Origin of the sequence: Cupriavidus mimosae (assembly GCF_023952485.1) — a bacterium.
Classification (GTDB): domain Bacteria; phylum Pseudomonadota; class Gammaproteobacteria; order Burkholderiales; family Burkholderiaceae; genus Cupriavidus; species Cupriavidus taiwanensis_C.
This window is the reverse complement of the sequence record NZ_JALHRY010000028.1, coordinates 1-19,433: the sequence shown is the minus strand read 5'-3', so window position 1 is coordinate 19,433 and position 19,433 is coordinate 1. Positions and strand designations below refer to the sequence as shown.

At 61.3% G+C, this 19,433-nt stretch carries 19 protein-coding genes; 13 read left to right on the top strand and 6 right to left on the bottom strand.

Annotation, left to right across the window (positions count from 1 at the left end; translation table 11 throughout):
- Nucleotides 1-65: 65 nt before the first annotated feature.
- Genes MKD50_RS28895 through MKD50_RS28870 form a run of 6 tightly spaced genes read right to left on the bottom strand, consistent with a single transcriptional unit; the run spans nucleotide 66 to nucleotide 5,442 of the window.
- On the bottom strand, nucleotides 66-488 hold the full coding sequence (locus tag MKD50_RS28895) for a lytic transglycosylase domain-containing protein (RefSeq protein ID WP_026163867.1): 423 nt from the start codon (nucleotides 486-488) through the stop codon (nucleotides 66-68).
- 11 nt (nucleotides 489-499) lie between these two features.
- Nucleotides 500-1,777, bottom strand: coding sequence for a TrbG/VirB9 family P-type conjugative transfer protein (locus MKD50_RS28890; RefSeq protein ID WP_012354565.1), 1,278 nt, complete (start codon nucleotides 1,775-1,777; stop codon nucleotides 500-502).
- Nucleotides 1,774-2,577, bottom strand: coding sequence for a lysozyme family protein (locus MKD50_RS28885; RefSeq protein ID WP_012354566.1), 804 nt, complete (start codon nucleotides 2,575-2,577; stop codon nucleotides 1,774-1,776). The genes MKD50_RS28890 and MKD50_RS28885 overlap by 4 nt, the downstream gene beginning before the upstream one ends.
- Nucleotides 2,570-3,793, bottom strand: coding sequence for a TrbI/VirB10 family protein (locus tag MKD50_RS28880; RefSeq protein WP_012354567.1), 1,224 nt, complete (start codon nucleotides 3,791-3,793; stop codon nucleotides 2,570-2,572). The genes MKD50_RS28885 and MKD50_RS28880 overlap by 8 nt, the downstream gene beginning before the upstream one ends.
- A 14-nt stretch (nucleotides 3,794-3,807) precedes the next feature.
- Nucleotides 3,808-4,719 carry a TrbG/VirB9 family P-type conjugative transfer protein gene (locus tag MKD50_RS28875; protein WP_012354568.1) on the bottom strand — a complete coding sequence of 304 codons (912 nt, stop codon included), beginning with the start codon at nucleotides 4,717-4,719 and terminating at the stop codon, nucleotides 3,808-3,810.
- Between the two features lie 15 nt (nucleotides 4,720-4,734).
- On the bottom strand, nucleotides 4,735-5,442 hold the full coding sequence (locus tag MKD50_RS28870) for a VirB8/TrbF family protein (protein WP_012354569.1): 708 nt from the start codon (nucleotides 5,440-5,442) through the stop codon (nucleotides 4,735-4,737).
- A gap of 354 nt (nucleotides 5,443-5,796) precedes the next feature.
- Between MKD50_RS28870 and MKD50_RS28865 the strand changes: the two genes are divergently transcribed.
- The 13 genes from MKD50_RS28865 to MKD50_RS28805 all read left to right on the top strand — a co-directional run bounded on the left by MKD50_RS28865 (nucleotide 5,797) and on the right by MKD50_RS28805 (nucleotide 19,167).
- On the top strand, nucleotides 5,797-6,846 hold the full coding sequence (locus tag MKD50_RS28865; RefSeq protein WP_012354570.1) for a TadA family conjugal transfer-associated ATPase: 1,050 nt from the start codon (nucleotides 5,797-5,799) through the stop codon (nucleotides 6,844-6,846).
- 18 nt (nucleotides 6,847-6,864) lie between these two features.
- A complete protein-coding gene (locus tag MKD50_RS28860) occupies nucleotides 6,865-7,212 on the top strand; it encodes a TrbC/VirB2 family protein (RefSeq protein WP_012354571.1) in 348 nt (115 codons plus the stop codon).
- Between the two features lies 1 nt (nucleotide 7,213).
- On the top strand, nucleotides 7,214-7,543 hold the full coding sequence (locus MKD50_RS28855) for a type IV secretory pathway, conjugal transfer protein (protein ID WP_012354572.1): 330 nt from the start codon (nucleotides 7,214-7,216) through the stop codon (nucleotides 7,541-7,543).
- Entirely contained in the window at nucleotides 7,537-9,993 is a 2,457-nt protein-coding gene (locus tag MKD50_RS28850) for a VirB4 family type IV secretion system protein (protein ID WP_012354573.1), read from the top strand. Before MKD50_RS28855 ends, MKD50_RS28850 begins: the two co-directional genes overlap by 7 nt.
- A 15-nt stretch (nucleotides 9,994-10,008) precedes the next feature.
- On the top strand, nucleotides 10,009-10,767 hold the full coding sequence (locus tag MKD50_RS28845) for a TrbJ/VirB5 family protein (RefSeq protein WP_012354574.1): 759 nt from the start codon (nucleotides 10,009-10,011) through the stop codon (nucleotides 10,765-10,767).
- 10 nt (nucleotides 10,768-10,777) lie between these two features.
- Nucleotides 10,778-11,833 carry a TrbL/VirB6 family protein gene (locus MKD50_RS28840; RefSeq protein ID WP_012354575.1) on the top strand — a complete coding sequence of 352 codons (1,056 nt, stop codon included), beginning with the start codon at nucleotides 10,778-10,780 and terminating at the stop codon, nucleotides 11,831-11,833.
- Complete coding sequence (locus MKD50_RS28835) at nucleotides 11,830-13,068, top strand: TraI domain-containing protein (RefSeq protein WP_012354576.1); 1,239 nt, start codon at nucleotides 11,830-11,832, stop codon at nucleotides 13,066-13,068. Before MKD50_RS28840 ends, MKD50_RS28835 begins: the two co-directional genes overlap by 4 nt.
- The gene (gene traD, locus MKD50_RS28830; protein WP_012354577.1) at nucleotides 13,065-14,930 is read left to right on the top strand and encodes a conjugative transfer system coupling protein TraD; all 1,866 of its coding nucleotides are present in this window, start codon (nucleotides 13,065-13,067) and stop codon (nucleotides 14,928-14,930) included. Before MKD50_RS28835 ends, traD begins: the two co-directional genes overlap by 4 nt.
- A 5-nt stretch (nucleotides 14,931-14,935) precedes the next feature.
- Nucleotides 14,936-15,442, top strand: a complete 507-nt coding sequence (locus tag MKD50_RS28825) for a hypothetical protein (protein ID WP_012354578.1) — start codon at nucleotides 14,936-14,938, stop codon at nucleotides 15,440-15,442.
- A complete protein-coding gene (locus MKD50_RS28820) occupies nucleotides 15,417-15,713 on the top strand; it encodes a hypothetical protein (RefSeq protein ID WP_018003854.1) in 297 nt (98 codons plus the stop codon). Before MKD50_RS28825 ends, MKD50_RS28820 begins: the two co-directional genes overlap by 26 nt.
- A gap of 1 nt (nucleotide 15,714) precedes the next feature.
- Nucleotides 15,715-16,332, top strand: a complete 618-nt coding sequence (locus MKD50_RS28815; RefSeq protein WP_012354580.1) for an IncC plasmid conjugative DNA transfer DtrJ family protein — start codon at nucleotides 15,715-15,717, stop codon at nucleotides 16,330-16,332.
- Nucleotides 16,333-16,386: 54 nt separating this feature from the next.
- Nucleotides 16,387-17,238, top strand: a complete 852-nt coding sequence (locus MKD50_RS28810) for a hypothetical protein (protein WP_012354581.1) — start codon at nucleotides 16,387-16,389, stop codon at nucleotides 17,236-17,238.
- 189 nt (nucleotides 17,239-17,427) lie between these two features.
- Nucleotides 17,428-19,167 (top strand): ATP-dependent helicase, encoded by a 1,740-nt coding sequence (locus MKD50_RS28805; RefSeq protein WP_012354582.1) that lies wholly within the window; start codon nucleotides 17,428-17,430, stop codon nucleotides 19,165-19,167.
- The last annotated feature ends 266 nt before the right edge of the window (nucleotides 19,168-19,433 follow it).

Sequence of the window (19,433 nt, the reverse complement as noted above, 5' to 3'; positions counted from 1 at the left end):
CGACGGCAATGCGAACGGTTCGGTTGGATTGGCACATAACTATGCGTTCGGTTGAGGTGAAGGAACTACCGCAAGGCGGCGCGCTGCAGCGCCTGCCACCGCGCATGAATCTGGTTGGCGTAGCGCAACTGCTTGTCGGGCGAGGAGGCGTTGTAGGCCCCGACCGCCTTCCACGTTGGTCCGAAGCGCTGGATGTTCTCGCGCAGAATCCACGCGCCGACGTAGGCATTGATGCACCCATCAAACAGGTGGGCGCGCGTGATCCCATACCTGCCCAGGCGCGGCAGGTGGATCGAGTTGATCTGCATGAGGCCGATATCCTCCGAACCGTTGCCATTGCGATTCGTGACCCACGGCCGCATGCCCGACTCCTGCAACGCGATGCTCCGGAGCAAGGAGGGGCTGACCCCATGGAACTTCGCGGCATCATCGAGGCAGTCGGCACGAGCTGCGCTGGCCAGCAAGGCGGATGCCGTGAGCGCCACCATCCAGCGGATCTTCACAGTGCCACCTTGCCCGGCTGCTCTTTGAACCGCACCTGCGGCGAGCGGTCCACGTAGACCACATTGCCGTCCGCGATCACCGTCAGGCGTGCGGCAATGCCGTTGAACTTGTAGTAGCGGTCCTTGTGTTCACCGTTGCGCTGATGCTCATCACCGAACACAGAAACGCTCACCAACGACTTGGCAAAGCTCAGGTAGGTGGCGCCGTCTTTCTCGAAGACCATTTCCAGGCCGGCGCTGTTCTCGCGCGGAAATTCGTAATCGATCTCCGGCGAGCGCCTGACTTCGACGGCCTTGCCGTCCGCAGTCGCAGTGAACCGGTCAACGGTCGCGAAGGACAACACGCGCTGGGCCTCGTCCCACCTCGTCCAGATCTTGCTATCGGTCTCGTCACGCAGGACCAGGTCCTTGGGCTCCTGCTCGAAGCGAATCTCGATCCGACCTTGCTTGTTGTCACGGATCGCCAGTGCTCCGAAGGCGGAGGCCAACGTCGGCCCTTCCGGCAGCGGCGTGCCAGCCACCGGCAACGTCGGCGCCGCAGGCTCTTTCGGCGCTGCAGCCACGTTGCCCGGCGTCGTCAGAGCGGCCTGCAACACGCCGCCAGGTGTCGCGGCGCTTGAGCCGGTCTCGGCCACGGAGAAGCTCTTCGGCGGTCCGGCACGCAGCGCAATGTTCCGGCGCGTGAAGTCCACTTCCGCGTAGAGATTGCGCTGTTCAAGCACCCGCGCGAGCGCTTGCAGCCAGTTCTCCCCGCCGCGGGTATCCAGTGCCACGTCGTCGGTCAGGGAGATATCCTTCTGGGCGGTGCCGGTCCACCCCGCCGGCGCGATCGACTTGATCATCTGCGCGAGCGGCAGGTTCGAACGGCCAGCGCGCACCAACGGCTGGCCGGCGTAGTTGCCGATCATCGCCAGTCGTCCGGAGATCGCGGCGAGACTCCGTGGCATGTCTCCCACCGGATTTGCCGGCTCGGACGTGAAGCCGTTGGCTCGCTTCCAGCGCGCGACAACCGGCTGACCACTGACGGAGTAGCGGACCACCTCCGGCACGCCGTCGATCACCCAGTACGGGCCATTTTGGATGGCGCCGTCGGCTTGCACGACCTGGCCGTGCCGCGGCTGGATGTAGGTCGACAGTCCATCGTTGAACACCATCGCGGGACGATCGGCGGCGCGCGCAATGACCTGGTAGTCGAAATCGAGCGGGTCGGTGTCGGCGGCCATGGCCTGTACAGCCACCAACGCCAGTGCAGAGAGAATGAACGACCTGATCATTGGAATTGCGCCACGTGTTTCATGAATCGGGAGAAGTACGGCCCACCGCGCTCAGGGTTCGCGCTGTGGTACCACGCCACCGCCTTCATCGGAGAGCCGCTTCGTTGCAGGTTCTCTGCCAGAATGTCTTCCGCCACGCGGATGTTCGTCGCCGGCGCCAGCGCCTCCCATGGCGAGGCGAAGCGCTTGCCGTGGTAGCACCAGTTCACCTGCATCAGCCCGACATCGAAATCGCAGCGCTGGTTGGCCAGAAGCCGGTTGATGGCCGCGTAGGCTTCCTCGCGCGTCGAGAAGAACATGCCGCGTCCTGCCACGTTAAGCGTCCAAGGCCAGGGCCGGCCGCGGTAAGACGACTCGTTCATGGCGATGCCCGCTGTAATCTTGGGATCCACGCGGCCGCCCATCTGCGCGAACGGCTCGGTCTTCGGCGCGCACGCCCAGCCACCGCGCCGCTCCGCGATGGCTTCCTGAGCGGCATCGTTCAGCGCGGACGGGCGCAGCCAACCTTCGCGCACCAGCAATGCGGTGATCGGCACAGGCTTGCCAGCCAGTGTCACGACCGGGCCGGCTTCCGCCCCGGCATCGACCTGCGCGCCCAGCAGACGTGCCGACCAAGCAAGGAACGCATCGAGTCCGCAGTACAGAACCGGCTTTCCTTCCATGGTGTGTAACCGGGCCTGCCCGTCCACCTTCACCACGATGGCAGTGGGGCTAATGACCGCGTCGATCGTTGCAGCCTGTGCGCCGGCAGTGATGAGTCCGGCAGCCAACCAGAGCATGCCCGCAAGCCGCTTAGTCACGATAGGGCTCCAGCACGATGTCATGCTTGACCTGAACCAGCATCTTTTGCCCCGGCTCGGTCGTGATGGTCGGACGGATATTCTGGTTACGGTTCAGGATGGTCTGCGCCGTCTGCGTGGCAATCTGCCCTGCAGCGTTCCCATAGGCGACCAGCCCCGCCGGCCCGACGGTGGTAGTGGTTGGGTTATCGTTGAATCGAAGCGACAGCGCACCGATCACCAGCGCACCGGTGAAGATCTTCAGAAAGTGGTTGTTGACGTCGCCGCTATTGCCGGCGGTGCCATCCGGATCAGCGCCCTGCATGCCCATCAGCGGCACGGTCTTGCCGTTCGGCAGTTGCATGCGCACGAACGCCGTGAGGACGCGCTCCTGGCCGACCGCAATGTCGGCGCTATAGATGCCAACCAGCGTGCTGCCCGCAGGAATGACCTTGCAGTTGCCCTGCACGGTGTCATAGACGTCCTGTGACACGGTGGCGCGGAATTCGCCCGGCTTGTCCGAGTTGAGTCCGCCGGCAAAGTTCGCTGGGATGACGAAGCCCCGGCTGACCGTGCATTTTGGCAACTTGCCATCGAAGCCGGTTCGCAACGTCGTCGTGCCGCCGGCGTCCCGCAGGAACTGCCGGTCGCCGGGCAACTGTGGCGCTGTCGCGCCTTCCTGTGCCAGTGCGGCCGCGTTCGCAGCGCCCTGGCGTGCCGCCACCGCCTGCTGCAGCGCACGCATCTGAGCCGGGTCCGTGACATCGGCCATGCCGGGCGGCGTCCGGCTTTGATTCAGTTGCGATTTGCGCGCGCCCGATTTGAACACCGGTGCCGTGTAGAGATCATCCTGCTCGTTCTTATTCGGGTCCACGGTGGGGCTGGCCTTCGCCCCGCCGCCCAGGTCCGATGCGGTCATGACCGGCGTTTTCGTGTCAGGGGCAATAGCGGCTTTGCGCTGCCGCTCCGCTTCCTCGCGGGCCTTGTCTGCCTGCGCGCGGATCGCGGCCTCGAGGCTTTGGCCGGTGTCGGCGTTGCCCGCACGCTGCTTGATTTGATCCGCGCGCGCCTGTTCCGCCTTCGCTTCGAGCTGATCGTCGGTGATGGTTTGGAAGTAGTAGCCCAACCCACCGACCAGTACCGCCGAGATGCCACCGAGGGCGAACAGCACATTGCGAGGGAGTTTCCCCTTGACCGTGCGCTCCTGCGCGTCGGTCACGGACGTGACCTGATCCATTTTCGCGCCGCGCATCAGAACAGCCCCAACACGCGACGACGGCCACGCTCGATCCTGACTTCATCGTCGCCGGAGCGCAGCACAACGGTATCGGCCAGACGCTGGACCACCAGATAGCCGCCGCGACGGATCTGGTTCACCACCACGAAGTCGCTGCCGTCCTTCACCAGGGCGACCGGCCAGCTCTGAAGCGCGGCGGCAGGTAACCGTAGCCATAGCGCCTTGCCATCGTCGAAAGCGGTCTCCGGCTTGAAGCTGGCGCTTCCCGAAATGGCGTATTCGAAATTCAGCTGGTCCGGTGGCACCGCCACGGCGTCGACGTTACGCGAATCGCCCCCCTCTGTCGCCTTCGCATTGTCCGCCTGCTCGCTACGCGAGTCATTGCGGGCCTTGACCTTGGCCGAGATCGACGTCGGAATGCGGAATCGCACCTTCTGGTAAAAGATACCGCCCAGAGGCGACGACACCAGCGTGAACTCGTAGCTGCGCTTGTTCGTGTTCACCGACAGCGTATTGACGAGGCCCGCCGCCTGCGGCTTCACGTAGAGATGGTTGGCGCCATCGGTGTCATAGTCCCAACGTACGTTCTCGCCCCAGGCCGGGTCGCCAACGATCTGCTCGTCGTCCGGAAACTCGATGGTCGTGACCTTCAATGGCGCGCTCAGCACCCGGAAAATTTGGTCCCGGCTGTACGTGAACACCACGAGCCGAGAGTCACCCGGCAGCGCGATAGGATCGACACCGCCATTGAACGGATTCCCCGGATTCATGGCGTCGCTCAGGTCGCCGATACCCAGCCCGGCAATGCCAGCGCCAGGACGGCGCCCAGTCTTGTCCGCAGCGTGGCCATCCGGAATGGAAAGCAACAGTGCCAGGCCAAGGGCGATGACCAGCGGGAGAACTCGGGAGGGGGTACGGGCTTCCATGGGCATAGTCGCGGCTCAGGCCGCGGATTTCTGGATCGAGAAAAAGATGGGGAACACGCCAAACGGATTCGTGCCGAGCATGGCCTCCTTGTCGGCCGGCTTGACTTGGTAGCGAAAGGTAATCGCGTACCGCTGCTTGCGCGGCTTGTATCCGTCTTCGGTTGTCGTCGTGACGAACTCGACCACGACCGTGCTGTCGGGCAGGCTTGCGATGTTGGTGAACCGGGGCTCGCGTGTGAGCGTCGGCGATGCCATCACCTGCCGGAACGGCTCATCCTCGTCCACCCATGCCTTGAACTGCTCTTTCGCCGATCCCAGCATCTGTTCTCGCACCGAACGCAGGTTCGCCGCCATGCGCGATGATTCGATCTGCGGCGTCAGGATGGGCTCGATGGTGAACCACCGCTGCACAAGATCCTTCAGTGCAGCTTGCACTTGCCGTTCATCCGGGTGGAATGCGTCCAGTTCGCGCGTGATGGGCTTGCCCGTCGCATCGGCCGACACGCCCACGACCTTCACCACCGACGGCGGCGGCTCCCGGGTCAGAATCGCGACGAGCGCGAGGCATGCGGCGCCGGCGGTAGCGAGCTTCCAGTGGTTGCGGTCCACGGTGATGCGCGTGGTCCGATCGAAAACGACTTGCTCCGGACGCTCTTCGCCATACATGCCCGGCGCGACGGTCAGGGGCTTGGCTTTGTCGGTGGATTTGCGAGAGAAGAGCATGTGGCGGCAGGACTTTGGGATGCCGCTAATTGAATCAGCGAATTGCCCTCTACCTGGCCTCGAAAGCTATGCCATTTTGCAGAGCTTTCCATATTTGTCGCATCGGCCTTCAATGCTAACGAGCGAACGAGCTTCCGATGCCGGTTCTGCCGATTGCACATGCTGAGCGACAGCATTGGCGCATCCCCCGTCGAATGCTCAGGATTTGACCGCGCCTTTCGCTGATATTGGAGGGAACATGTTCCTTTTCGCGACGACGGTGCCGCCACACGCTGCAGACTCGATCGAAAGCTCCTGAAAATGGCCTAGCTTTCGGTCCGCAAAGTCAGGCTTTGCCCGCCAACAATAGCGGGCATGGAATCAGCGTCCGCCAACCACCCTCTTCTGCAGCTCACGCAGCTGGCCGATAGCGCCGTTTCGATGTTCTTCGAATCGCTGGCGCCGCTGCACGACGTCATCCATGCGGATGATGTCGCAGAAGTCATGATCAACCGCCACAACAGCATCTGGGTCGAGCGGCGCGGCGTCATGACCCGCCTCGATGTCGTGCTCGACCCCTTCAAGGTCGAAGGGGCAATCCGGTCACTGGCCTCCTCTGTCGAGAAGTCCGCAGTCCGTGGGACATCACAAGGCATCATCAACGCAGGTCACAAGGGCCTGCGGATTGCGGCGGTGATGCAGCCGACCTCGATCGAGGGTCACGCACTCAGCATTCGTCGCCATCGCGAGAAGAACATGCGGTTGTCGGATTACGTGAAGGCCGGTGCCTTCTCCTCGCGACACGCGCGCACGGAAGCCGAAACACCCATTTTCACCGGTCGCGTCGAGGACGAAGCGCTCGCCCAGGCCCTTGGAGAGCTTGTCCGACAACGCAAGAACATCCTGGTCGCAGGCGGTACGTCCTCTGGCAAGACCACGCTTCTCAACGCCATGGTTGGGGAGATCCCGCCGGACGAGCGCGTCATCACCATCGAGGACACGACCGAACTCAAGCCCAGCGTGCCGAACGTTGTGCGCCTGCTATCCAACGCCGACAAGGGGGTCACCACGCAGCATCTGATTGCGCTCTCCCTGCGCTTCCGGCCCGACCGGATTCTCGTTGGTGAAGTCCGCGGCGGTGAAGCATACGACATGCTCCAGGCCTTCAACACCGGCCACGACGGTGGCATGGGATCTCTTCACGCACCAAGCCCACGCATGGCTTTGTCCCGTCTCGAAAGCATGGCGCTCCTCGGCATTCCACCCGGCTCCGGCTGGAAGGTCGAGGACATGCGCCGGCTCATCGCAGACTGCATTCACTACGTGGTGCACATGAAGCGATCGGGCGACATGCGTGTGCTCTCCGAGATCATTGAGATCAAGGGATTTCGCAACAACGACTACGAATTCCAACGCGTTTTCTAACCTCAGGAGTCCCTCCGCATGACCCCCCAGTTCTCCCTGCGCGCCCGCGCCACCGCACGCAAGTACGCGCCTTCCGTCCTGTTGCTCGTCGGCATGATGGCGGTGGCCACCTCCGCCGCCGCCGCGGACGATTCGTTCCTCGGCAATCTCGGCAACTTCATCTGTGGCATCGCCACCTTCATCAACACCAAGTACCTCTTCGTCATTGGCCTGATCGTCATCGTGCTCGGCGCGTACGCCTATGCCAATGCGGAGTCGAGCCTGTCCAAGTTCATTTCGGGGGCGTGCGTGGGCGTCGGCCTCGCCGCGGCGGCACCGTCGATCCTCAAGACGCTGAATATTGTGGCCGCCTGCACCGGCTTCTGACATGCGCAAGCACCATGTGAGCATCGGCTTGTCGATGCCGCGCCTGATCGCCGGCGCGGTACGCGGACTGGCCATCGCCAACGGCACCATCGTCGCGCTGCTGATCTATGTCACTTACCGCAGTGGCTGGGAGATCCCGGCGGCGATATTCGTCAGCGGTCTTTGCAACCACGCGCTGCTGGCCTGGCTGACAAGCCGGGATCCATGGTGGAACCAGATTCTCAACATCTACAACATGTACGGCGACCTGTACGAGTCCGTCCCCTGGCACGGGAAATCTCACTCGGTCTTTCGCCGGCCTTACGGCTTTGACAGCGACCTGCCATGCTGAAACTGAAACGCCGGCCGCTGGCCGAGATCGTGCCGTGGCTCACGTCCATTACGCCGGAACTGATCCTGAACAAGGATGGATCACTTCTGGCGGCCTATGAGTTTCGGGGTGTCGACGCGGATAGCGCCGATGCCAGTGACATTACCTCGGCCCGCGACCAGCTCGACCAGGCTTGCCGATCCTTCGACAACCGCATCACCGCCTGGTGGCGGCTGTCCCACCGCCGCACAACCGGCTTCATCGACGGCGATTTCAGCAACAGCGCCGACGCACGTCTGAACGCACTGAACCGTGCGCATATGACCACCGGGCGGTACTTCCGGAACACGCACGCCCTCAGCATTGCCTACACCCCCGAGTCGGGCATTGCAAAGTTCTTCGAGAAGATTGGCTATCACATGACGGTTGGGGGGCGCTCGGTGTACGGCGCCATCGTTGAGGCGGCAAAAGACACGGTTCTCTCTCGCAGCGCTTTCGCCTTCGACATGGAGCGGATGCACGCGGATACCCGGCGCTTCGAGGCCATGCTCGATGCATTTACCGGCGGCATTCCGCGCATCAAGCCGACCCGGCTCACCATGCAGGACAGCTATGCCGCGCTTCACCAGGTCGCCAATCCTAGCGTGCCGCCGCGCCGCATCCGGTTTCCTGTCACCTTGCTCGACACGCACCTGACGGAATCCGAGGTCACGGTGGGCGCCGAGCGATTGCTATTCGAATCCGCCCACGGCAAGCGTTATGCCGCGGTTGTTGCGGTGAAGGAATGGATGAGCTTCCAGGAAGCGGCGCTTGACAGCCTGATGCACGTGGATGCCGAGTTGGATATCTGCATCATGTACCGCTTTCTGGACACCGCGCGCGCCACGGCCTACATCGAGAAGGTGCGCCGCTTCTACAAGATGGCGGCGGTGAACCTGCGCTCCATGATGAAGCAGTACGTCTCCAAGGAGGAAAGCGAGAACGACGAAGGCCGCGAGGAACTGGCCAAGGAGGCGGGATACGCACTCAAGCGTCTCACCGCCGAGGGGATCCAGCACGGCTTTGCCAATATCTCGGTGATTGTCTACGCGGATTCCGAAGGTGAATGCGAGGACGCCGTCAGCGAGGTGGTCGGCGCATTGACCAACGCCGGCTTCGGGACGATCCGCGAGAAGGCGAACCTGATGCCCGCTTGGAACAGTACCCTGCCTGGCCGCTGGGACAAGCAACGCCGCCTCCAGTTCGTGGAAACGCCGGCCGTGTCCGACATCGCGCCGGTTCGCTCGGTCCTGGAAGGCCCGTCCTATAACGCGTGGCTAAGCGAGAAGACCGGAGCGGAAGTGCCTCCCCTGACCTGCCTGCCAACGCGCCACCGCACAATTCAGCGCGTCGACATGCATCAGCGCGGCGGCAACGGCCATCTGTTCGTCATCGGCCCGATCGGTGCCGGCAAATCGGTGTTCCTGAATTTCCTGGTGTCGCAAGGCGACAGGCACAAGGCGCGGCGGATTCGCTTCGACAAGGACCGTTCCACACGCATTCCGACGCTGCTGAGCGGAGGTACCTTCATTGACGTCACCGGGAAGTTTCAGACCAGCACGCCGGTCAATCCGTTGTCGCTGCTGGCCGACCCGAAGAACTTCACTTACATCACGGAGTGGCTGACGCTCTCCCTAGAGGATGACGACTTCACGCTGTCGCCTCAGCAGGTGCAGGATCTCTTTGAGGCCGTCAAGCTGCTGGCTGGCTACCCTCGCGAGCGCTGGACCCTCAGCTCGCTCTCGACGATGCTGCATGCGGATTTGCGCGGGCGGCTTCAGATCTGGCTCAAGGGTGGTCAGTACGGGCACTTCTTCGATCACGCCGAAGACGCTTTCTCGGTTAGTGACAACCTGTGTATCGAGATGGGTGAACTGTTCCAGAAGTACGAACGCGCAGCGGTGCTGTTCACCGATTATGCGTTCTACCGGATCAGTCAGTCGATGGATGGCATCCGCTACACGATCATCGAGGTCGAGGAATGCGGCTTCTTCTTCCAGAACGAGCGATTCTATCGGCGCTACGAGGATTGGATCACCACCATCCGCAAGCTCAACGGCGCCATCTGGTGCGCGACGCAGTCCCTGCGTCAGATTGCGCGCGTGGCGAACTTCGAGATCCTCAAGGAAAACATCGCCAACTGGATCTACCTGCCTAACAGCCAGGCTAAGACCAGTCCCGAACTCTACAAGGAGAAATTCGGGCTAACCGATGACCAAGTGCAGCTGATTTCAGACGCGGTGCCTAACCGCGACTACCTACTGATCACTAACACCCAGACACGAATGCTGCAGACGGCATTCTCCGACGAGATGGTGGCCATGCTGCGCTCGGACGGGGTCGCACAGTCAATCTGCGACAAGCACTACGCGTCGGGTGAATCCGATTGGCAGGACCGCTATGTGCGCGAAATGCTTGCGCGCGCAGCATAACTTTGGAGAAACAACGTGAAGAAGTGGATCGCCAACATCGCCATCGCAACCTCGGTCTTCGGGGCTTCGTCTGCCCACGCTGCCCTGCCGGTCACCGATTGGGTTGGCCTCGTGCAAACCACCATGACGGCAATGCAGTCGCTGAAAACCGAGGTCTACGAGAATACCAACATCATCTATCAGTACAAGATGATGGCCAACCAGCTTCTGCAGGCCACAGGTCTGGATGTGGCCGCCATTACGGAGCAACTGGACTCCATCGCCGATGACATCGGTAAGTACGAGATCTACGGCACCACGCTCAAGGACCTCTACGGCACGGTTTCGGACAACGCCGACTACCTGAAGAAGATTCATAGCATGGTCGTCGCTTCGGGAAAAACCAAGGAGCAATGGTTCGAGGACCAGCGCAATCTGTTTAGGAACGGCGACAAGACTGCCAAGGCCCTGTTCAGCCTGGGCGAGCAAATCTACAAGAATACGCAGTCAGTGGCGAAGCGCCGGCAAAAGATTCAATCGAGCATTAAGCTCTCGCCGACCGCGCAAGCCGCGGCGCAGACGACCAACCAGATGCTGGACGTGCTCGCCAGCCAGAACTCGGATCTGCTGCAGCTCATGAGCGTTCGCGCTCAAGCCGACGCGGACAAGGAACAACAGAGCGTCGCGAAGGAATCCCAAAGCGCCGAGGCCATGCGCGCGATTACGATCGCGCAGGATGAAGAACTCAAGCAGCTGCGCGCCCGCGTGTTCTCCCGCAAGCTGCAAGCTGACTGATCCGGTTGCAATGAACGCCATGCTGCTGCGCCTACTGGTTCTGCTTGTCACCGCGGTGCTCTTGCACACCGCCCCGGCCTTTGCTCAGTCAACGAGTGCCGAAGCCGGGTCCCCTTCCCAGTCCGTGGAGTCTGCCCAGACCCCGCCGTCTTTCTCGGGTCCGACGGGCACTGTTGCCGAATCCCTCAAAAGTTGGATTGGGCAGTTCGATTCCTTCCGCACCGGCCTGATTGGGGGCGCCACCTCACTCAGTCAGAGCATACGATCGGAGACGGACAAGGTGGCATACGGATTGGCGCTCATTACGCTGACGCTTGCCGCCATCCGGTTCGCCGCCACGAATGATCCAACCAGCGCATGGAACGACATCCTGGAAACCATCATGGTGCTCGGCATTCTCGCCTCGATCTATGTGGGATACAGCCAATTTGCGCCGGGCATCTATGATTGGTTCACGACACTCGCCAACAAGATCGCCGGTACGCGGTCCAGCAATCCGGCGATGACCCTCATCTCGGTGGGCGCGGGATTCCTGGACTCGTACAACCAGGCGATGGACGCGGCAAGCGGTCTGAGCAAGCTCGGCGTGGCGGTTTCGGGATTGACTCTTCTCTTTACGTTCGTGGTCTGCGCGGTGGCAGCGCTGATGTACAGCTTCTTCATCGCCTTGGGTGAGATTCAGGCCGCTGTGGGTATCGTGATCGGCCCCCTTGCAGTAGCCCTGGCGTTCTCCGACTACACACGGCGCTATTTCATGTCGTGGCTCGATTTCATGATCGGCGCTTCGATGTATATCGTCATCTCAACCATCATGGCGCGACTCGTTTCAAGCGCTTTCACTTCCACGATCGCTGATCAGACTGGCATTGGCACGAAATCTTTGGCTGGCGCCGCCTATGCCCTTGGTGTTGCCTTGTTCATGCTGCTGGTCGCACTCGAGATTCCCAAGATGTCGGGTGCGGTCTTTGGATCGGGGGGTGGTCTTAGCGGTGGCGCCGCGGCTCGCCTGGGTATGAAGGCAGCTGGCGGCATCGGTGGGTTCCTCGCCAAGAAGGGCAAGAAATGACGGTCCATCACCCCTTGCCAGCAGCGGACTTGCTGGCAGCCCACGACAGCCGCCTCGCGTTGGTTCGGCAATACGCCAACGAAACGAACGAGGCAGACATCAAGAGCAAGTGGCTGAGCGTGTTGGAACGCTGCGCCGCATGGTTCTCCAGCATGCCGCTTCGGCCGGCCGAACACGCCGAGCCCGGCGGGGCGTTTCGTGCCACGGTCGAAGCGGCCTACTTCGCCATGCGCCTTTCCGGCGCTCAGAAATTTGCCGCAGACCAGACGTCGGAACGACGGCGCCAGCTTGAACCTCAGTACCTGTATGCGCTCTTTCTGGCTGCCTGCTGTTCGCGGCTGGACGAGCCCTGTCGCCACTTCCAGTTCTTTCGGCATCGGGATGGAGCGGAATGGGTTCCTGCCGCACACGGGGCGTTCGGCAGCTGGCTCGGCGCTGACACCTACCAGGTGACGCGGCGGGAGGCAGCGTTGCCGATCGAACGGATGCGCACGGCGCTGCTCGCGCGAGAGATCCTCGGGGCCGAACGGTTGGGCGCTTTCGACAGCCACGTGCTCTCCGAACTGTTCGGCGCCATCAACCCGGATCCACGACCGTCAGGCCTGGAGACGCTACTGCACAAGGTTGTGCGGCAAGCAATCGACACCACAACCCAGTTTGAGGTGAAGGCTCGCCGTGCCGCCTTTGCCCCGGACGCGACCCCAGCGCCGGCGGCGCAGAGCCTGGCCGCCGATGGGGCCGACGCCCCGACGTCGCCAGCGAACCTGCCCCAGGCGAACGCGAATACTGCGAAGACAGAAGCAGAGACGCCACCCCAAGCGGCAGGTAGCAGACCGGATTCGCCCGATACGGCCAACGGCTCGCCGGCGGTCAGCGAGCCGCATGCACGAGTTGAGACGTCTCGCAACGTGGTGCAACTCGACGGAGCGCGTTCGTTGCGCAAGGAGCCGACGCCCGAGGATCCCTTCAAGGCACTCGCTGGCACCTCGAACCTCATGCGCGAGTTCTTCAAGGCGCTCTCGCAGGACGCGGCCGCTGGAAAGACGAAAGTGACGCGTGTTGAGGGAAAGGTTGCTATCAGCAAGCGCTCACTCGGCAACTATGGCATTGCCTCCGACACACTCATTGAGCATCTGCGCAAGTTCAGGCATCTCTACAAGATCGTTGGCCAGGACATCCTGCTGGTCGACGAAGTAGGAAACCTGATCATGCCTGGCCCGCAATCCGACGCATGAATCATTACATTAACCACTTCCGCCCCATTTACGAGTTCCGGGCCGCCGTCGGCTGGGCGCTTGCTTGCGTGGTGCTGCTCGTGAGCGGCATGCCAAACGGAGCCTACTTCTCACTGGTTTGCCTGGCATTCCTGCTCGTTCGTTCCACACAGGTGTGGCGGGCGCTGCGGTTCCGGCTTGCCATCTCCACGAAATGGCTGACCCTGATCAGGATCGAAGACCTGCTTGCAAAGAGCCGACAGCTGCGCTCCGCAGACAAAGACGAGGATGCCATGTATCTGGGTACCGGATATGAATGGACGCAGAAGCACTGTCAGATCGCCCACGACATCCTGCGTATGCCATCAAGCGATGTTCCGGGGCTGCCCAAATGGCTGCCGAAGGATACCGTCAAGGCGATCGAGAAAACGTTCGCCCCCGAGCACAGCATTGCGGACCGCTCGCCACAGGGAAAATCCTGGATCGGGGGCATGGAATCGCAGCGCGGCCCCATCCCCTTTCACTACAAGGCAATGGGCGGTCACACGTCAATCAGCGGCACTACCGGGTCGGGAAAGACACGCACGTTCGAGCTGATTTCGACGCAGGTGATCCACAACCCCAATGACGTGTTGATCGCGATCGATCCCAAGAACGATCCCGACTGGGTCGCACGGTGCAAGCGTGAATGCGAGCGCACCGGACGCAAGTTCTTGTACTGGAAACAGGCGGCGCCCTCGCGATCCATTCGCCTGAACCCGTTGGAAAACTGGTCCCAGCCGTCGGAAATTCCGACTCGCATCGCCCAACTGATGGAGGAAGGTCCGTTTCGCCAGTTTGCCTTCCTGTTTATTGACCGATCCGTCAAGGGCGAGCTGTACGTGGGCGACAAGCCGAATCTCCGGTCGATCCTCCAGTACGCTCAGAATGGCATCAACAATTTGCTCGAGCGAGCGCTGGAGCGCTTTTTCCCTGAGGCCGGCAAGCCTGATTGGGAAGAGGAAGTCACGGCGTACATGCAGAAGGTCGCACAGAAGATGGGTGGCACGCGTCTTGATGCCATGGTCAGTATGTACATCGATCGATTCGCCAAGCTCGGCAAGGGGCACGAGACGATCGACGGCCTGATTTCAACCTTTCAGCATGACCGCGACCACTATGGCCGGATCATTGCCTCTGCCCTGCCCCTTCTGCAGATGCTTGCCACCGGAGAGACCGGACTGATGCTGGCGCCCAAAGCGGACGATTTTGAGGATGACCGCGAGATCTGGGATATCGACAAGGTCATCAAGCAGAAGGCTGTGCTTTATGTCGGCGCCGATTCGCTATCCAATTCGATGGTGGCGCAGGCGGTCATGTCGATGCTGCTGGCCGACATCGCATCGGTCGCCGGCGCGATTTACAACTTCTACGCCAAGCCGCCCGAGATTGTCCTGGTTGTCGACGAAGCGGCCGAGGCCATCAACGAGCAATTGCTCCAGCTCTTGAACAAGGGCCGCGGGGCAGGCTTCAAGGCGTTCGTCGCTTACCAGACCCGCTCCGACTTCACGGCCAAACTCGGAAACGTGGCAAAAATGCAGCAAGTCTTGGGGAATTTGAACAACCAGATCGTTTTACGCTTGGAAGACATCGACACGGCCAAGTGGTTCTCCGAGAAAGCCGGGACCACAGCCATCCGCAACCTGGTCGTCTCAAGCAGCACCAGCACCGGAACGGAGGCTCATGTCGGCGAGTTCAGCGGCTCTGTGTCTCGATCGGCCCAGCTTGAGAAGGCGCCGCTCATTCCGCACGACCTGGTCATGCAACTGCCGAACCTGCAGTACTTCCTGCGAATCTCTGGAGGCGCCGTCTACCAGGGTCGAATTCCAATTATCACGGACTAATACCAATGCGCAGCAGCCTGTTCCGACAAATCGTCAAGGAATACAAGCTTTCGGCGAAGCTCTCGCCCGTGCTCTCGCTATCGCCGGACCTTGATGACATTTGCACGCGGGTAGTCGACTACATCGGCGTGAATTTCCGCGTCCGCGAGGAGCCGCTGGTCAAGGAAATGCTTGCCGACGGCATCACGGCGTGGCGCGCCGCCCGCAAGCACGGCGATCCCAACGTCGCTTTCATGATGGGGCTGTTCTCCCGCGCTCACGAGCTCTATGGCAAGCGCTATGCCGCGTTCAAGGGCGAAAAGTACAACGTCTGGTATCCGTTTCACGAATCCATTCCGGCGTTCGAGCAGCGCCAGCCGGATGGCTATGTCTGCCGCGTCGTCGACGAACCGGCACCTGGCGCAATCACGCAACGCTGCGCAGCGTTTCAGCTCGCTGCCCGGGTCCTGACGGGTTACACCTTCACCCGCTACTTCGAGAACTACGATGTCGCTGGCGACTTTGCACACTGACGCGCGCCGGGCGGCGATCCGAGTCAAACAGGCCCCCGCTCGCCTTGCGGCCAGGCTCTGTGGTGTCGATCCCGCTCTCGCCCTGCACATGCATGAGTGGTTGACGGCGCCGCCCCACCTTGCTCAGGAGATGCCCCAGTCATTCTCCAGCGGAGCGGCCGCGGCATGCTTTGCGCTCGTCAAGATTTCGGTAGACAAGCCGGCCATCTTCTGGGGCGCTCTGTTCGCTTTTCTGAGCCTGCCGCTATGGCTGGCACTGCGCTGGATCTGACATGGCCAACAGCCGGTTCGCTTCGCACGTACGCTTGTGGTTGATCGTCTCGCCGTTGATGATCTGCACCCTGGCGCCGTTCATGCAGAACGATCGCGCCTTCGAAATCAGTGAGGCCGAACAGGCGTCGGTTGAACGCGTGCTCGGCCAGGAAAGGGCGGATATCGTCGTTTCGCTGGCCAACGCCCGCTTTCACAAATGGTTCATCGACAGCGGTGCGGTCAAGGCATCGTTCACCGGCTCCGACGGCCAGACCAGTTTCTCCGACGGGGGCGCCGCCGCCTTCGGCAGAGGTTGGATGCAGCATTTCTGGCTGACGATCTACCGTGCGGTGTACCGGGCCGCGGTGGCTCATCACTGGGTTCTCGGCGCGATCGTCCTGCTCGTTGCGTTATTTAACGACGGGACCGTATCGCGAAAGATTCGCGCCGCCGGGGCTGGGTTCGCCAATCCGGTGACATTCCACGTTGCGGCCCATGGATTGACGCTCTGCTTCGGCTTCGGGACGTCTGCCCTGCTGTTACCCCTTCCCATGCTGGCGACCTGGTGGACCTTTGGTGTCTGCCTGATTGGCCTGCTCTGCTGGCGCCTTGCGGCGTCTTTCCATGTCGGCAAGTAGCCGGTGCCGTAACGACTACCAAGGCCGGTGCCCGGCCACATATTGGAGAACATCATGACCACGACCGATTTGACCCCCGCCGAAGAGACCCTGCAGCAATCCGCGCCGACCGACGTAGCTGCTGCGCCGCTCGTCGCAACACCTCCAACGCTTGGCGCAATTGACAGTTCTGGCGACGTCGAGACCGAACTCGCGGAGATGGAGCAATCGGCCGACGCACTGCGCCAGGAAGGTCTGATCTCGACAGCGGATCATGAGGAGCGCAAGGCTCAGGTGGAGCGCACCCGTAACCTTTTTCGGGACCTGGCGCCTGAAGACCGCCAAGCGATCGTTCGACGCCGGCGCGAGCTCGGCCTGCAGATCCTCAATCGCGAGCTTGCCGGTGCGGCAGTTGTTCCAGTGGCGCTCAAGCTCAATCACACCCGCCTGCGGCCGCTGTTCGAGCAATGGTGGCCGTACATGAACCGGATGTCGTTGAACCTGCAGCGCTTCGGAGCTGCCACGTTCTCGCGCTCTGAATTGTCGACACTCGAAAACTACCTGGAGCGCGAACTCTCGAAGATTGAGGATTATGTGGACGAGCAATTGCGAGTGGCGAAAGCCTACCGCGAACAACGGGAACAGGAAATGCGCGCACAAGGCGAGATCGTGTTTGTGCCGACAATCCAGCGCCCCTCCCTTTCACTCGAGGTTCAAGCCTATTCGCGGTTCTCCGTGCGCGCACTGCAGGTTCTGATCAAGTTCGATCAAACCATGGACCAGTTCGACTTCATGGTCTGGAACGGCATCCGTGACCAGAGCGACGTCAACGACGAGGTCACTCGCTTCCTGCGCAAGTTCCAGCCGCTGGGGCTGCGCAGCTACACCACGCACCTGAAGCTAATGACGACTGTGCGCGGGATGTAAGCCCAAGTGTCACCTGGTGTGAGCACGTCACCCCAGAGGCAACAAGTTGTCCCGTGGGGGCACTTGCTATCACCCCGTGACAGATGGTCCCACCAACATCAGCGCCCCAACTGCCTCGTATCTGTCTCGTAGTCGTACTTCGGGGCACTTGCTCACACGTGCTATCACCAGCACCACAACGGGATTCCAATGTCGCTCGAAAAGGTACTAGCAGTCCTTAATCCCGCCCAACGCGAAGTCGTGGACCTGCGTCAGCACTGCCTCGCCGTGGCGGTACCTGGAGCTGGAAAGACGGCGACGATCGCTGCCAAGACCGCAGTCCTGCTTGCGGATCCGCATGTGACTGTGGGCGCAGTGACGTTCAGTAAGGACGCCGCGGTCGAGCTTCGCGAGCGGATACTCGCGCTTGCCGGATCAGCGACGAAGAGGCGACTGCTTGCTGGTACGTTCCATTCTCTCGCCTATAAGCAGCTTGGACGGCGCGACGGCGGCAGCGCGCCAGACGTCGCCACCGATGGCGATCGTACCGGGCTTCTGATCCAGGTTCTCTCTGACCTAGGGTTGGACTGGAAGGTGGAGGACGCCATCGCGGCGGTTGAAGCGATTAAGACCAACTTCGGCCAAGTGCAAAGCGGCAGCGCCGAAGAAGTGCTTTACCGTGGCTACCAAGATTCACTGGAGCGAAACGGCAAGATTGATTTTCAGGACATGCTTCGGCTAGCCGTGGAAGGCATGCAGAACGGCACCATCGAGCCGTATCCGTTCAGGTACCTCCTGGTCGACGAATTTCAGGACACTGACCCTCTCCAATATCAGTGGATCGCCTCGCATGCTCAGGCCGGATCGATTGTGACCGTTGTTGGCGATGATGATCAGAGCATCTATGGCTTCCGATCAGCGTTGGGCTTCCGCGGAATGGAATCCTTCATTCGTCAGTTTGACGCGCAGTCAGTGGTGTTGGGCAACAATTATCGCTGCCACGCAGAGATTCTTGGGGCGGCGGACCGAATCATCCGGAATAACCGCGACAGGATCCCAAAGGAACTGGTTGCGTACAAGGGCCCCGGCGGGAAGGTTCAGTTCCAGCGGTTCGCTGACGAGTATGCCGAGGCTGTCGCAGCGATGGAGCATCTGACGGCGGCGGTAAGGAATGGCCAATCGGCGGCAGTCCTTGCCCGGACCAACCGCATTCTCGACCCCGTCGAGGCGATATGCCGATCGCATGGCGTCAAGTATTTTCGGGCGTCCGGCAAGTCGATTCTGAACCGGCCTGAGGCCGCCCTCATGTGCAATCTTCTGGAACTGGTCCAGAGGACGAAGAGTACCGGTGTGGACGCGCTGCTGTCCTTTGTCGGGATTGATACCCAAGAACTACGGCTCCTGCACAGCAAGGGCCGCGCGAATACAGAACAGCGCCAAAGAAAAGAGCTTCTGGAACTGGGCCTTTCGGAAGCATCGGCGGATCGCTATCGGGAACTTATGAAACGGCTTGTCGAGTGGCGAACGCTCTGCGACCGGCAGTTTTATTCGCTGGTGCTGGAAGGAGTGTACGAATGGATGATGCACCAGACCGACTCTGATCCTGCCCGCCGGGCCACGACCACGACGTTCGACGTACTGTCCCGGCTCAATGGTCCATTTTCCGACAGGCTGGAGTTCCTGCGCCGCAGCAACAATGAGCCGGCGCCGGATGCGTTGATCCTAACAACCATGCACAGCTCCAAGGGGCTAGAGTGGGATCGGGTATGGATCATCCGGGCCGAGGAAACCGTTGTGCCCGATGAGAAAAGCACCGAATCGGAAGAGCGTCGCTTGTTCTACGTAGCAGTGACGAGAGCACGTGAGGATCTGCGGCTATCGATGGCCAAGAAGAATCCGACCTCTCCCTTTGTCTTAGAGGCAGGCCTTGATGCGTTGACCACTACATGACGACGCAAAAGATGTAGCGCAGTGATCCGGTATTTTTGCGACCTGCAAACGGGAAAAGTGCAAGGAAGGATGACCTTGTCGTGTTTGATGAAAAGTAATCCCTAAATCGACCTGAGGGCCTTCTACTTGTCCGCCACGTACAAGTACGACTCGGCCTCGCGGATTTCCAAGGAAAAGTGAATGAGACTTCAACCAACGAAAAAAAACCTGGAGCTGCAAGACTTATACCCTGCAGGTACATAGTTGCAGTGGGGAGCCGCCAGAGA

Bases quoted from the DNA above. Each gene is read 5' to 3' on its own strand.
- MKD50_RS28840 (WP_012354575.1), top strand. From the start codon at position 10,778: ATGAACGCCATGCTGCTGCGCCTACTGGTTCTGCTTGTCACCGCGGTG.
- MKD50_RS28835 (WP_012354576.1), top strand. From the start codon at position 11,830: ATGACGGTCCATCACCCCTTGCCAGCAGCGGACTTGCTGGCAGCCCAC.
- MKD50_RS28895 (WP_026163867.1), bottom strand. From the start codon at position 488: ATGGTGGCGCTCACGGCATCCGCCTTGCTGGCCAGCGCAGCTCGTGCC.
- MKD50_RS28880 (WP_012354567.1), bottom strand. From the start codon at position 3,793: ATGGATCAGGTCACGTCCGTGACCGACGCGCAGGAGCGCACGGTCAAG.
- MKD50_RS28805 (WP_012354582.1), top strand. From the start codon at position 17,428: ATGTCGCTCGAAAAGGTACTAGCAGTCCTTAATCCCGCCCAACGCGAA.
- MKD50_RS28865 (WP_012354570.1), top strand. From the start codon at position 5,797: ATGGAATCAGCGTCCGCCAACCACCCTCTTCTGCAGCTCACGCAGCTG.
- MKD50_RS28875 (WP_012354568.1), bottom strand. From the start codon at position 4,719: ATGGAAGCCCGTACCCCCTCCCGAGTTCTCCCGCTGGTCATCGCCCTT.
- MKD50_RS28815 (WP_012354580.1), top strand. From the start codon at position 15,715: ATGGCCAACAGCCGGTTCGCTTCGCACGTACGCTTGTGGTTGATCGTC.
- MKD50_RS28855 (WP_012354572.1), top strand. From the start codon at position 7,214: ATGCGCAAGCACCATGTGAGCATCGGCTTGTCGATGCCGCGCCTGATC.
- MKD50_RS28890 (WP_012354565.1), bottom strand. From the start codon at position 1,777: ATGATCAGGTCGTTCATTCTCTCTGCACTGGCGTTGGTGGCTGTACAG.
- MKD50_RS28825 (WP_012354578.1), top strand. From the start codon at position 14,936: ATGCGCAGCAGCCTGTTCCGACAAATCGTCAAGGAATACAAGCTTTCG.
- MKD50_RS28850 (WP_012354573.1), top strand. From the start codon at position 7,537: ATGCTGAAACTGAAACGCCGGCCGCTGGCCGAGATCGTGCCGTGGCTC.
- MKD50_RS28810 (WP_012354581.1), top strand. From the start codon at position 16,387: ATGACCACGACCGATTTGACCCCCGCCGAAGAGACCCTGCAGCAATCC.
- MKD50_RS28860 (WP_012354571.1), top strand. From the start codon at position 6,865: ATGACCCCCCAGTTCTCCCTGCGCGCCCGCGCCACCGCACGCAAGTAC.
- MKD50_RS28820 (WP_018003854.1), top strand. From the start codon at position 15,417: ATGTCGCTGGCGACTTTGCACACTGACGCGCGCCGGGCGGCGATCCGA.
- traD (WP_012354577.1), top strand. From the start codon at position 13,065: ATGAATCATTACATTAACCACTTCCGCCCCATTTACGAGTTCCGGGCC.
- MKD50_RS28870 (WP_012354569.1), bottom strand. From the start codon at position 5,442: ATGCTCTTCTCTCGCAAATCCACCGACAAAGCCAAGCCCCTGACCGTC.